Genomic DNA, 12,375 nt, shown 5'->3' on the forward strand with positions numbered 1-12,375 from the left:
GAAAGGGGCTTGAAAAAGCCCCTTTCAAACTCCTTCCCCCCTTCGGGGGACTCCCTAACTAATTTTAGATTTAATGATTTTAGATTTTAGATTTCCACCCACAAAATCAACGCTTCTAAATTTCCTACTTTCAACTTTTAGTTTTTATCTTTTAACTTTTATCTTTCTCTGGCAGAGGGAGAGTTGAAATACCTCCTGTCTTCGGTAAGAGTCACCAGCTCCTCCTCTGTTTATAGAGGAGGTGGCACGAAGTGACGGAGGAGTTTTTTGAAATAAAATGACTTTGGGGACACTCCCTTCAAACTCTTTTACACATCGCATTTATACAAATCACGGCAAATGTGATAAATTCTGCCACGGCTACCGCTAGCCAGATCCCTTTGATTCCTAACCATAATGGCAGGAGGAAGAAGCAAACCACAGGTAAAATGATCCCTCTTAAAACGGTAAATATCGTTGCCAACCGTGATTTTTCGATACTCATGTAATACCCGATAGCGGTGATGTTGATTCCGAAGAAAACATAGCATATCGAGAAAAAGGGAATCCCGTACACGGCATATTTCCAAGCGTTGTTTGTATGGTCTGCGATGAATAAGGACACAATTTGTTCCCGTAGTAAAATCGTGAGAACCAGGAAAAACAAGCCTGTTGCAATCGTTGCTATCAATGCCAATCGGAGTGCTTGCTGTGCACGACCGTGTGCCGCACATCCGTGATTGAAACTGATAATAGGTTGGGCCGACTGGATAATGGCATTGAAAACCATAAATATGATCGGGAAGAAGTAACACATGATACTGAATGCCGCCACTCCGTCCGTACCGAGGTAACTCACGAACACATAGTTCCCGGTCAGCATCATCACACCGATAGCTGCCTCTCCCAAGAATGCCGAGAATCCCAGACGAATGATATATCCGCTATTACGTGCCGTGAGTTGTATACTCTTCCGGCTGAACTTTAATTTGCCGAGACGGACACGAGGCGAATAACGTAATAAATATACAACCATGAGAAGGCAACCTACGATTTCACCGATACCTGTGGCCACGGCAGCTCCCGTCAATCCCCATTTATACACGAATATAAACAGATAGTCGAGTACGATGTTGATTACCGTGGAGATCGTCATACACCACATGGCTATTTTAGGCCCGTCAATGCGGGTGAAGAAAGTAAGTACACAGAGTGCCGTCTGAAACATGGCAAAAGCGGCATAAGCAATCAGGTATTCCCGTGCCAGCTCGATAATATCTTCGGGTGCTCCGAGGATTCGAGCCACAGATGTCGGGAAAGCCATGACAAGGATAGATACTAACGTCATGCCGATAAAAGAAACAAGCGTTGCTTGCGTGGCATTGATGTTAGCCACACGTTCTTTTCCCCGGGCCAGGTTGATCGATGCCACGATTGCCCCGCCCATACCAAACATTAATCCCATTCCGGCAGCGAACACGAATAATGGGGCGGCAATATTTACCGCGGCTAAAGCGTCGCTACCAATTCCACGACCGACGAAAACCCCGTCGGTGATCACGAATAAAGCCGAGAAAACCATACCCAGCAAGGTCGGAAATAGTTGTTTACAGAACAACTGTCCGACTTTCATTGAACCAAAATCTATACTGTCTCGTTGCATGTATATATAATTTTTTTAGCTCGGTAAAGGTAGGTCGAATAAAACGGAGAAAAATTAACATATGATAATTACGGATTATTTTGTGTACTTTTGTCGTAAAATAATGAATAAAGGGAGATTTTAGAATGCTGAAAAGTGCAAGTGGAAAGCAAATGTTCGGGGATATAGTTCGACGTAAACGCTATTTTTACGCCTTGTTAATGATTTTGCTAATGATTGGTGCTGCAGAACTGTTGATGGAAAGGGAAATTATCTTTCCGGAAATGGCAGCCTTGACAATCGGTATGTGGATCGTGGATAAACGGGTGTGGCAGGTGAGTCGGGCAAGTATGGTCGCTCTCATGATTTTAGGAGCTGTGACGGGTGTGTGTATTGTACGTTATTCTCCTTTCCCCTTGCTTGTAAATCTGGCGTTTGCCTTTATTTTTACCGCAGTCTGCCTCACGTTATTTCGTGCAACTTTGGTACCGCAGATTTCAGCCTGTATGTTACCTGTGTTATTGGGCACGGAAAGTTGGGTTTATCCGGTAGCTGTACTTGTTATGTCGGTTATTGTTGTTGGTGGGCAATGGGGGATGGAGAAAGTTGGATTGCGGGAGAGGGTGACTTATACTCCCGTGATTGTCCATTGGAAGGATAGCTTGGTACGTTGGTTGTTTTTATTGGTGACAGTGATAGCGGTTGCTGCATTGGCCATCTACACGAGAAATTTGTACTTCATTCTTCCTCCGTTGATTGTGACTTACGTGGAGTTTGCCAATTCGAAGGCCGGGTTCCGCAATCGTCCTGTACAAGTTTTATTGGTCTTGTTCACAGCGGCTGTTATTGGCGTGTTTTTTCAGATCGTGGGACATAAGTACTTGCATTTACCGGAAGTTGTAGTCGTACTCCCGATTTTTCTTTGTATGTTTTCTTTATTTGAATTTTTAGGAAAGTTCTTTGCCCCGGCAGGAGCTGTTGCCTTGATTCCGATGATCATTCCCGAAGAAGGTTTGTTTTGGTTGCCTTTGCAGGTTCTCGTGGGAGCTACGTTATTTATTGGCTTGGCGATGATCTGTTTCCAGCGTTGTCTACGCTGGCCTCGGGCACAGCTAATCGTGTGCCTGGTTCCACCTTTTATAAGGGATTTGAGGAAGAGAAATAAGAGTTTGTAAAGTTCATAAGGTTCATAAAGTTTATAAGGTCCGTGAACTCCTGAGGGGAGCTTTACCAACGGCAGCTAGTGCTGCCGTTAAACACAGTCCGAAGGACACCTGTCACTTTGGACTTTATGAACCTTATAAACTTTATGAACTAAAAGGGCTTTTCGCCCTTTATTTAATGTCTTGCTCTCGCTTTGATGATTTCGAAGAAATCTGCCGCTTTCAGAGATGCACCACCGATAAGTCCACCATCTACGTCCGGATTGGAGAAAATAGCGTCGGCATTTCCTGCGTTACAGCTTCCTCCGTAAAGGATTGAAGTTTCATCAGCTACGGCTTGTCCGTATTTTTCTGCTACAACAGAACGGATGAAGGCGTGCATTTCTTGTGCCTGATCGGGAGTAGCGGTTTTACCGGTACCGATAGCCCAAACCGGTTCGTAAGCGATTACCACATGAGCGAATTGTTCCGGGGTAAGATTGAAGAGACCGTCGGTCAACTGTTGTTTCACAACTTCGAAATGTTTCTCGGATTCTCTTTCTTCCAGTACTTCACCCACGCAGAAGATGATTTCCAACTTGCTGTCTAGGGCTTGTGCAACCTTCTTCACGAGAATAGGACTTGTTTCGCCATAGTAGCTTCTTCTTTCGGAGTGTCCTAAGATCACGCATTTAGCACCAGTGGAAGCTATCATTTCAGCTGAGATCTCACCCGTGTAGGCTCCGGCTTTTTCCGTTGCGCAATTTTGGGCAGCAACCATGATGGAAGATTCTGTGATGTTATGAGCCACTTTTGCCAAGTGGATAAAGGGAGTACCGAGAACAACAAGAACGCCTTCTCCGCCTTCTTTATATCTCACGTAATCATTCACTTCTCTAGCCAATTCAACTCCTTCAGCGAAGGTTTTGTTCATTTTCCAGTTACCTGCTACAATCTTTTTTCTCATATCTTTATGTTTTGAATTGTTTGTGCTTAATTGTTTCTTTTCCCTTTTCTACGTGGAATCAGTAAATATGCTACAAAGAAAAGAAGGATAATGGAGTAAACCAAATAAATTCGTTGCATTTGTTCCCTTGAATACACGCAATAAGCTGTCAAGTCGGTATCTTGTAATTCTTTCACGTCGGGAACATCTTTTCCAGCCCATTTGTCGAGAATTGTGCCTTCTCGGAGAATGATCACGCCGGGGTTAGAGCGAATCATGGTTTTTAACTGAATCTCGTCAGCCGTACAAAATTCATAGGGAACGTGATTCCGCTTTTTATATGCTTCAATATCCCGTTCCGAGGATGAGGTTAATCCGTAGAAACGAATCCCTTTTTCCCGGGCGTACTCCGCCAGTCGGTTGATGGCGGGTTGATATTGTGTATCGCTCTGGTTAAGGTTGTATGCTACGGCGAGGATCGTGTAATTATCGTCTTCCAGAATTTCTTCTGTGATGTTACCAAGCGTGGGGTGTTCGATTACAAGGTCATGAATCGGTGTAATATATCCTTTCTTTACCAGTCGCTCAGAGCTACTCTCGTATTCCCAGTTCAGCGTGTCTTGCCACGGGTAGTTTTCTTCCGTGAAAGACCGGATCTCTCCGGTTTGCTTGTTCTTATACTTTAGTGTGACTTCGTATTGATCCGGTTCAGCTCCTTCGGGAAGTCTCATGCTTTCCGTGATGTTCTTGCCGACAGCGTAAGGACGGAAATCCAGTACGGGCAAGTGACGATAGCAATAGATGGAAAGACATAGCATTCCAGCTCCTGCCAGGGTGAGAAACGAAAATTGTCCCATCAAAGGAAGCGATGATTTGTATTCCTTACGGTACACGAAGATCATGATGGCCAACAAGAGCAAAATGATATTCTTCCAAAAGGTTTGCCAGTTCGTTAGGATCATGGCATCCCCGAAACAACCGCAGTCACTTACTGGATTCGTCAGTGCCAGCACAAGGGTCAGTGGGGTGAAAAAAGCCATGAATAACAGAGAGCCCCATGCCATACGGGATACCCATAAATTAAACAACAGGGCAATTCCGATCAGAAATTCTGCCAGCGAGAGGGCGAAAGAGAAAAACAACGTGGTCGCATTCATCCAGCCCATGCCGAAAGCGTTAAAGTAGTCAGTGAATTTGTAATCAGATCCTAACGGGTCAATTCCTTTCACGAATCCGGAATAGATGAATACTATCCCGACAATAATCCTGCACAGGTTTTTGACGAGTCTCATGTTTGTTTATTTTCTAGTTAGACCTTACTCTTGCTCCACGACAAGGCGAATCAACCCGAAAACGGCGTAATTTACCATGTCGAAGTAATTTGCATCGATACCTTCCGATATGATCGTGGTACCTTGGTGATCTTCTATCTGTTTCGTACGGTTAATCTTCATCAGAATCAGGTCGGTGTACGAGCTGACCCGCATCTCCCGCCAGGCTTCATCGTAATCGTGATTCTTGGCAAGCATCAGTTCCTTCGCTTTATGAAAATAATTTTGATACAGGCGAAGGACTTCATCTTGGGGGGTGTCGTTACCCGGTCCGAGTTGGAGTTGGATCAGTCCCATAATGGAATAGTTAATGATCCCGATAAATTCGGGAACAATGCCTTCCCCGACTTTCGTAATCCCCTTTTCTTCAATACTGCGTATACGGTTTGCTTTGATATAGATCTGGTCGGTAATGGAGGTCGGGCGGAGTATTCTCCAGGCTGTCCCGTAGTCCTGCATTTTCTTCACGAAGATATCCTGACATATATCTATCACTTTATCATATTCTTGTGCTGTATTTGGCATACTCTATTTATTTTTGATAATGAAATCTGAAAAATAAATTGTTAATTTGTCCTGTAAAAGTACTCAAATAATTGAATATTGGAAATCGAAAGTTGAAAATTATGACACATATAACGATCGGAGCGGAAAAGGTTAGCTTGGAGAAACCCGTGGTGATGGGTATATTGAACGTGACACCGGATTCTTTTTATGACGGGGGAAAGTACACGAGCGAGTTGAAGATCATGGAACGGGTGGATGAGATCGTGGAACAGGGAGCCGGGATTATTGATGTCGGGGCATATTCAACCCGTCCGGGGGCTGCGTTCGTGGACGCTCAGGAGGAGTTATCCCGGTTGAGTTTTGCCGTGGAATTGATTCGTAAGTACTACCCGCATCTTCCGGTATCGATCGATACGTTCCGGGCCGACGTGGCGAAAGAGATCAGTCATTGTCTCGGACCAATAATCATTAATGATATTTCCGGGGGAACAATGGATGACAAGATGTTCGAGACGGTGGCGGAATTAGGACTTCCTTATATCATGATGCACATTCAGGGAACACCTCAGGATATGCAGGTTAATCCTCATTACGATGACGTCGTGCGTGAGGTTCGGGAGTTTTTCACGGAACGGATTGCTCGTTTAAATACTCTGGGATTTAATAATATAATATTGGATCAAGGATTCGGTTTTGGAAAGACCGTAGCCCATAATTACGAGTTGATGGATAAAATGGAGTCCTTCCTGGATTTGGGTTATCCTTTATTGGTGGGAATCTCCCGGAAATCAATGATTTGGCGTTTACTGGAGGTTACACCCCAAGAGGCATTAAATGGAACAACCGTACTGAACACGATCTCCCTGTTGAAAGGGGCACATATTCTCCGGGTTCATGATGTGCGAGAAGCCGTGGAAGCCGTGAAAATCGTGGAGGCGATGAAAATGAGTTTATAAAATTGGTATAGTTTGAAGGTTCGTAAGGTTTATAAAGTTCGTAAGGTTCATTGACCCCTGCGGGGCGCTTTGTCAACGGTAGCGTGTGCTACCTTTTAGCCCTTCCCCTGTGTAAGGGGGAGTTGGAGGGGGCAGTCTGTCTGTATAAAACAAGACTTTATGAACCTTATAAACTTTATGACTTATTTCAGTTGTTTATAAAATAGCGGATGGATGACCTGCCATAGCACGATTCCGGCGGTGACGGATATGTTGAATGAATGTTTGGTCCCGAATTGGGGGATCTCGATACAGTCATCCGAAAGATCAACCACTTCCTGCTGTACGCCTTTTACCTCGTTTCCGAAAATGAAAGCATATTTTCGTCCGCTTTTGATGGTAAATTGTTCTAGGGAAATACTGTTCTCTACTTGTTCCACGGATAAAATGGTGTACCCCTCATTTTTCAATGCCTGAACCGCATCGGTGGTTTCCTCGAAATACTCCCAGTCTACGCTTTCTTCTGCACCGAGTGCTGTTTTGTGTATTTCCCGGTGGGGAGGTGTTGCCGTGATACCGCAAAGATATATCTTGGAAAGCCGGAAGGCATCGGACGTGCGAAACACGGAACCAATGTTATTCAAGCTGCGTACGTTGTCCAGTACGACCACGATCGGGAGTTTTTCAGCGTCTTTATACTCTTCCGTGGTGAGTCGGTTCAGTTCTTCATTGAGGAGTTTACGAGACATGTTAATTGAAAATTGAGTATTTTCGATTAGGGTTATTGATTTATTGCTTCGCCGATAAGGGTTGCAGGGGTACATTCCGTGACACGAACCTGAACGAGTTCTCCGACTTTAGCTCCGTTATCCGGGAAGACGATCACCTTATTCTGGCTGCTGCGACCGAAAAGTTCATCCGATTTCTTCTTGGAAACCCCTTCTACGAGTACCTCGAATACTTTGCCCACGTCTTTCAAGTTGCTTTGGTGAGAAATCTCCACCTGCATATCAATGAGTTCCTGCAAACGACGTCCTTTTACTTCCTCGTCCACGTTATCCGGCAAGTTGCGAGAAGCCACGGTACCCGGACGTTCCGAGTATTTGAACATGAAAGCGGAGTCGAACATCACCTCTTTCATCAAGGCAAGAGTCTGCTGATAATCATCCTCGCTTTCATTGTGGAACCCGACGAACACGTCCGTGGAAATTCCACAATCGGGGACGATCTCCCGGATGGCATGAATCCGGTCAAGATACCATTCACGGGTATATTTTCGGTTCATATCTTTCAGTACGGAATTACTCCCGGATTGGAAGGGTAGATGGATGTGTTTGCAAATATTGGAATGGGTGGCTATCGCACGTAGAATGTCATCATTCATATCTTTTGGGTGTGACGTGGCGAAACGGATACGCATGTTGGGTACCGTTTGGGCAACCATGGCGAGTAATGCCGGGAAATTCACTTCCTGATTATCTCCCCGCCAGAGGTAGGAATTTACATTCTGACCGAGTAGTGTCACTTCCTTGTAACCTTTGGATTGAAGGTCTAGAACTTCATTGACAATACTTCTGGGACTTCGGCTACGCTCGCGTCCTCGGGTGTACGGAACGATGCAATAGGTACAGAAATTATTACATCCCCTCATGATGGAAACGAATCCGGATATGGCTGTTTCGTCAATTCGGGAAGGGCAGATGTCCTTGTAGGTTTCCGTGGTAGAGAGTTCAATGTTGATGGCTTTCTCGCCTTTCTCGGCTTTCTCAACCAAGAGCGGGAGATCCATGTACGCATCGGGACCAACCACGATGTTCACGTTCTTCTCCTGTTCAAAAAGAGCCTCTCCCAAACGTTCTGCCATACATCCCATGATGGCGACCAGCACGTGTGGGTTCTTTTTCTTTACCTCGGAAAATCCTTGTACCCGTCCGCGAACCCGTTGTTCCGCATTTTCACGTACGGAACAGGTGTTCACCAGAATCACGTCTGCTTCACTTTTTTCTTGCGTCCGTTGGTATCCTTTGTCTTCCAAGATGGCTGCAACCACTTCACTGTCTGCTACGTTCATTTGGCAACCGTAAGTTTCGATATAAAATTTCTTTACCTTCATTCCTGATTTTATTTGCAGGGGGCAAAGGTAATGAATTTTAGTCTACGGGCTTTCTATTTTCTTTTAAAAATACAAAACCATATTTTCGTTTGTCTTGGAAATACATATAGTGTATATGTTGTCGTTATCTCTTCGTTATCCATTCGTTCCTATAGAGCATGTGTTCATCGATAGTATATCGAAAAGATGTAAGGGTATTGAAAGTCAGGAATTTATTAAGTTTAGAGGAAAAATGTATTTGAAAATTTGCATTGAAATTCTTTATGAACTACATTTGCCTCGTTCATTTGTCTAATATGGTCCTCTCTGTTTAAGAGGCGGACGTTTAGGAAAAGAGCGTCTTATTTAATTCTTCGGGCAAAGATCACTCCGTGGATGATCAGGAGGCGCAGCTTTGTCCTGGAATGAATGAATAAAAATTATGTAATGCTTAAATTGTCCGATAACGAGCTACATTGGTATGTTGCAAATACTTGTCGTCAGGAGAAAAAGATAAAACAGCGTTTGGATAGCATGGGGATCGAGAATTTCATTCCGTTCCAACAAATTGCACGAAAAATTCATGGTGTTGATAAATTAATTGAAGTACCGGTTATTCCTAATCTGGTATTTATTCATACGACCTTTAAATCTTGCATGTCATTGATTCAAGAGTATGCTTTTGACATGCGTTATTTGAGGGATCGGGAAACGGGTAACTTTTTGATTGTTCCCGATAAACAGATGAATGATTTTATGTTCTTGCTTGACTTCTCCAAAGAAATGGTGGAGGTGGTGAACGAGAATCTGAAAAAAGGCGATAAAGTACGTGTCATAAAAGGGGATTTTGCCGGGATCGAGGGTGAATTGATCCGGGTGAAAGGTCATAAAAGAGTGGTCGTAAGGCTGGAAGGGGTCGTGTCTTTAGCTACAGCGTATATTCCTGGTAGTTTTCTGGAAAAGATAGAATAGAAGAATGAAGAATGATTTTTTTCATGACTTGTACATGGCCATTCGGGATGTACGAGTAAGGGATTGTTCTGCAATGTCATTATCTCATTTGCTACATGGTTATTTGTCCGTGTATGCGATGGTTCGGGTTTCTCCCGTTTTAGAACGGGAGTATGGAACATTGCAGGAAATTCATGAACGGTTACGTGAAATAGCCAAGGAATTGTCTAAGGCAATGAAAGATACATCTATCGAGGAGGACGAAAGGATAGGGTACGTGGCTGATTTGATGGATGCTTATCAGACATATTCGGATATGGATTTTTTGAATGAGGCGTTGGATATGGCTTATCGGGTATTGACCGTGGATGAGCAAGGGGAGATCGTGATACCGGATAAAACTCCTAACGTGTGTCGATTACTTTGTAATTGGTACTATTTTACGGGGGAGGAGTGGTGTCTGGAGATGGCGGAGGAGATTGCTGAAGATTACGATAATCTGGAACAAAAACAAGTGTGGCAGTGGTTGCGGACGGAGAGATGCTTTAAAAATTTGTCAGAAGATACGATATTTTTGGAGAGATGGAGTAAAGAAGAGAAGGAGATTTTGAGTAATATCATTGGTTCTATAGAAAATGCCGGAATAGCGGGTAAAGAAACTTTTTGTTTCGAGATATTGGGGATGTGGGAATTGAAGGGTAAAGGTTTTGAATTATAATTGAAATCGTTAAATATATCATGAAGAATTTTGCTTTGATCGGGGTGGCCGGTTACATCGCTCCCCGCCATTTACGTGCCATAAAAGACACGGGTAATCGTTTGGTCGCTGCTTACGACAAGTTTGATAGCGTGGGAATCATGGACAGTTTCTTTCCCGAAGCGTCCTTTTTCACGGAGATGGAATTGTTCGATCGTTATTGTTCTCGGATAAAGGGAGATGATAACCGGGTAGACATGGTTTCCATTTGTACACCTAACTACTTGCATGACGCTCATATCCGTTACGGGTTACGCTTGGGTGCTGACGTGATCTGCGAGAAACCGCTGGTGTTGAACCCGTGGAATATCGATGCTTTGGCCGAGGTGGAACGGGAAACCGGGCACAAGGTGAACAACATCCTTCAACTTCGCTTGCATGACTCGATCAAGGCCTTGAAAAAACGAATAGACGAGGGTCCGAAAGATAAAGTTTACGACGTGGATCTGACTTATATCACTTCTCGCGGTAACTGGTATTACACGAGTTGGAAAGGAGACGAGCGTAAGAGTGGAGGCGTGGCAACGAATATCGGTGTTCATTTTTACGACATGTTGACCTGGGTTTTCGGTGGGGTTAAGGAGAACATCGTTCACGTGAAGAGCCATGACCGGGTGGCCGGGTATTTGGAGCTAGAACGTGCACGTGTTCGTTATTTCCTGAGCATAAATGCCGACAATCTACCGGAGAATGCCGTGGAGGGAGAAAAGCGCACGTATCGTTCCATCCGTATCGAGGGCGAGGAATTCGAGTTTAGTAACGGTTTCACGGAGTTGCACACGGAGAGTTACAAGCACGTTCTTTCCGGTGAAGGCTTTGGCTTGGACGAGGTTCGTAATTGTATAAATATCGTTCATCATATCCGTAACGCGGAACCGATAGGTTTGAAAGGTGATTATCACCCGCTGGCTAAATTACCTCTCGTGAAACATCCTTTCGGCTGGAGTAGATAATAATGAAAATAGGTATGAAATTACAGATGGTAGACTTGCAAGGTCAATATCAAAGAATCAAGAATGAAATTGATGCAAGTATAAAAAACGTGATAGAATCGGCCGCTTTCATAAATGGAACGCCAGTGAAGGAATTTGCTCGTCACCTGGAGGAATTCACGGGAGCGAAACACGTGATTCCTTGTGCTAACGGCACGGATGCGTTACAAATAGCCTTGATGGCTTTAAACTTGAAACCGGGAGATGAAGTTATAGTGCCAGCTTTCACTTACGTGGCAAGTGCGGAGGTGATAGGGTTATTAGGTTTGATCCCCGTGATGGTAGACGTGGATCCGGGAACTTTTAACGTGACTCTTAAAAATATAGAGCGAGCGTTGACTTCCAGAACGAGAGCGATAATACCTGTACATTTGTTCGGGCAGAGTTGTGACATGGAGGCAATTTTAGATTTTGCCCAACAACATGACCTATTTATCGTGGAAGATAACGCTCAAGCGATAGGTGCCATTTACTCGTTTCGTAACGGGAAACGGAGTCAAACGGGAACCATGGGAGATTTCGGGTGCACTTCATTTTTCCCATCTAAAAATTTAGGGTGTTATGGTGATGGAGGCGCGTTGATGACGAATAACGATGTTCTGGCAGACCGGGCTAGAATGATAGCCAACCATGGTCAGAAAGTGAAATATCACCACGAGGTGATAGGTTGTAATTCTCGTTTAGACACGATTCAAGCCGCGATTTTGGACGTGAAACTGAAATACTTGAACGAGTATAACTTGGCCAGGAATGAAGCAGCTCGTTACTATACGATCCAGTTGAAGGATGTTGAAGGTATCGTGTTTCCAGAAGAAAAAGCATATAGTACCCATGTTTATCATCAATACACGCTAAAGGTAGAGGGTGGAAAACGTGATACTTTGAAAAAATTCTTGGAGGAGGATGGAATCCCCTCGATGATCTATTATCCATTGCCCCTGCAGGAACAAGAGGCATTCCGGAAAATAGCTCGATCCACGGGTGATTTAACCGAGTCAAGTAGGCTAGCGTCTTCTGTACTTTCATTACCGATGCACACGGAACTGACAAGAGAACAACAAGATATCGTGATAGACCGGGTAAAGAAATTTATTTTTTAAT

The 12,375-nt window shown here is 44.2% G+C and carries 12 protein-coding genes; 6 read left to right on the forward strand and 6 right to left on the reverse strand.

Features of this window, described 5'->3' with window-relative positions:
* Positions 1–298 precede the first annotated feature (298 nt).
* On the reverse strand, positions 299–1,642 hold the full coding sequence (locus tag F1644_RS21280) for an MATE family efflux transporter (protein WP_118305039.1): 1,344 nt from the start codon (positions 1,640–1,642) through the stop codon (positions 299–301).
* 125 nt (positions 1,643–1,767) lie between these two features.
* Here F1644_RS21280 and F1644_RS21285 point away from each other — a divergent pair, with 125 nt between their 5' ends.
* Positions 1,768–2,796 carry an HPP family protein gene (locus F1644_RS21285; protein WP_229782446.1) on the forward strand — a complete coding sequence of 343 codons (1,029 nt, stop codon included), beginning with the start codon at positions 1,768–1,770 and terminating at the stop codon, positions 2,794–2,796.
* Positions 2,797–2,959: 163 nt separating this feature from the next.
* Here the strand turns inward: F1644_RS21285 and tpiA are convergent, their stop codons facing one another.
* The 3 genes from tpiA to F1644_RS21300 are packed head-to-tail and all read right to left on the reverse strand — an operon-like array spanning position 2,960 to position 5,565.
* Positions 2,960–3,730 (reverse strand): triose-phosphate isomerase, encoded by a 771-nt coding sequence (gene tpiA, locus F1644_RS21290; protein WP_087419890.1) that lies wholly within the window; start codon positions 3,728–3,730, stop codon positions 2,960–2,962.
* Positions 3,731–3,756: 26 nt separating this feature from the next.
* Entirely contained in the window at positions 3,757–5,001 is a 1,245-nt protein-coding gene (locus F1644_RS21295) for a BT_3928 family protein (protein ID WP_118305038.1), read from the reverse strand.
* Between the two features lie 24 nt (positions 5,002–5,025).
* Positions 5,026–5,565, reverse strand: a complete 540-nt coding sequence (locus tag F1644_RS21300; RefSeq protein WP_027201166.1) for a DUF1599 domain-containing protein — start codon at positions 5,563–5,565, stop codon at positions 5,026–5,028.
* A 101-nt stretch (positions 5,566–5,666) separates the two neighbouring features.
* On the opposite strand from F1644_RS21300, the gene folP reads away from it, so the two are divergent.
* Positions 5,667–6,503, forward strand: coding sequence for a dihydropteroate synthase (gene folP, locus F1644_RS21305; protein ID WP_118305037.1), 837 nt, complete (start codon positions 5,667–5,669; stop codon positions 6,501–6,503).
* Between the two features lie 182 nt (positions 6,504–6,685).
* On the opposite strand, the gene F1644_RS21310 is transcribed toward folP, so the two are convergent.
* Positions 6,686–7,231 carry an RNA methyltransferase gene (locus F1644_RS21310; RefSeq protein ID WP_087419893.1) on the reverse strand — a complete coding sequence of 182 codons (546 nt, stop codon included), beginning with the start codon at positions 7,229–7,231 and terminating at the stop codon, positions 6,686–6,688.
* Between the two features lie 32 nt (positions 7,232–7,263).
* On the reverse strand, positions 7,264–8,595 hold the full coding sequence (gene miaB / locus F1644_RS21315) for a tRNA (N6-isopentenyl adenosine(37)-C2)-methylthiotransferase MiaB (protein WP_118305036.1): 1,332 nt from the start codon (positions 8,593–8,595) through the stop codon (positions 7,264–7,266).
* A gap of 426 nt (positions 8,596–9,021) precedes the next feature.
* Here miaB and F1644_RS21320 point away from each other — a divergent pair, with 426 nt between their 5' ends.
* From F1644_RS21320 to F1644_RS21335, 4 genes are read left to right on the forward strand one after another with little or no spacing between them, the layout of a single operon-like run.
* Complete coding sequence (locus tag F1644_RS21320; protein ID WP_118305035.1) at positions 9,022–9,546, forward strand: UpxY family transcription antiterminator; 525 nt, start codon at positions 9,022–9,024, stop codon at positions 9,544–9,546.
* 4 nt (positions 9,547–9,550) lie between these two features.
* Positions 9,551–10,243 (forward strand): hypothetical protein, encoded by a 693-nt coding sequence (locus tag F1644_RS21325; protein ID WP_118305034.1) that lies wholly within the window; start codon positions 9,551–9,553, stop codon positions 10,241–10,243.
* Positions 10,244–10,263: 20 nt separating this feature from the next.
* A complete protein-coding gene (locus F1644_RS21330; protein ID WP_118305033.1) occupies positions 10,264–11,235 on the forward strand; it encodes a Gfo/Idh/MocA family oxidoreductase in 972 nt (323 codons plus the stop codon).
* 14 nt (positions 11,236–11,249) lie between these two features.
* The gene (locus F1644_RS21335; RefSeq protein ID WP_229782445.1) at positions 11,250–12,374 is read left to right on the forward strand and encodes a DegT/DnrJ/EryC1/StrS family aminotransferase; all 1,125 of its coding nucleotides are present in this window, start codon (positions 11,250–11,252) and stop codon (positions 12,372–12,374) included.
* Position 12,375 lies beyond the last annotated feature (1 nt).

The sequence above is a fragment of the Butyricimonas paravirosa genome (genome assembly GCF_032878955.1).
Lineage (GTDB): Bacteria > Bacteroidota > Bacteroidia > Bacteroidales > Marinifilaceae > Butyricimonas > Butyricimonas paravirosa.

Coding starts and splice junctions, on each gene's coding strand:
- F1644_RS21280 (WP_118305039.1), bottom strand. CDS start 1,642: ATGCAACGAGACAGTATAGATTTTGGTTCAATGAAAGTCGGACAGTTG.
- F1644_RS21285 (WP_229782446.1), top strand. CDS start 1,768: ATGCTGAAAAGTGCAAGTGGAAAGCAAATGTTCGGGGATATAGTTCGA.
- tpiA (WP_087419890.1), bottom strand. CDS start 3,730: ATGAGAAAAAAGATTGTAGCAGGTAACTGGAAAATGAACAAAACCTTC.
- F1644_RS21295 (WP_118305038.1), bottom strand. CDS start 5,001: ATGAGACTCGTCAAAAACCTGTGCAGGATTATTGTCGGGATAGTATTC.
- F1644_RS21300 (WP_027201166.1), bottom strand. CDS start 5,565: ATGCCAAATACAGCACAAGAATATGATAAAGTGATAGATATATGTCAG.
- folP (WP_118305037.1), top strand. CDS start 5,667: ATGACACATATAACGATCGGAGCGGAAAAGGTTAGCTTGGAGAAACCC.
- F1644_RS21310 (WP_087419893.1), bottom strand. CDS start 7,231: ATGTCTCGTAAACTCCTCAATGAAGAACTGAACCGACTCACCACGGAA.
- miaB (WP_118305036.1), bottom strand. CDS start 8,595: ATGAAGGTAAAGAAATTTTATATCGAAACTTACGGTTGCCAAATGAAC.
- F1644_RS21320 (WP_118305035.1), top strand. CDS start 9,022: ATGCTTAAATTGTCCGATAACGAGCTACATTGGTATGTTGCAAATACT.
- F1644_RS21325 (WP_118305034.1), top strand. CDS start 9,551: ATGAAGAATGATTTTTTTCATGACTTGTACATGGCCATTCGGGATGTA.
- F1644_RS21330 (WP_118305033.1), top strand. CDS start 10,264: ATGAAGAATTTTGCTTTGATCGGGGTGGCCGGTTACATCGCTCCCCGC.
- F1644_RS21335 (WP_229782445.1), top strand. CDS start 11,250: ATGAAATTACAGATGGTAGACTTGCAAGGTCAATATCAAAGAATCAAG.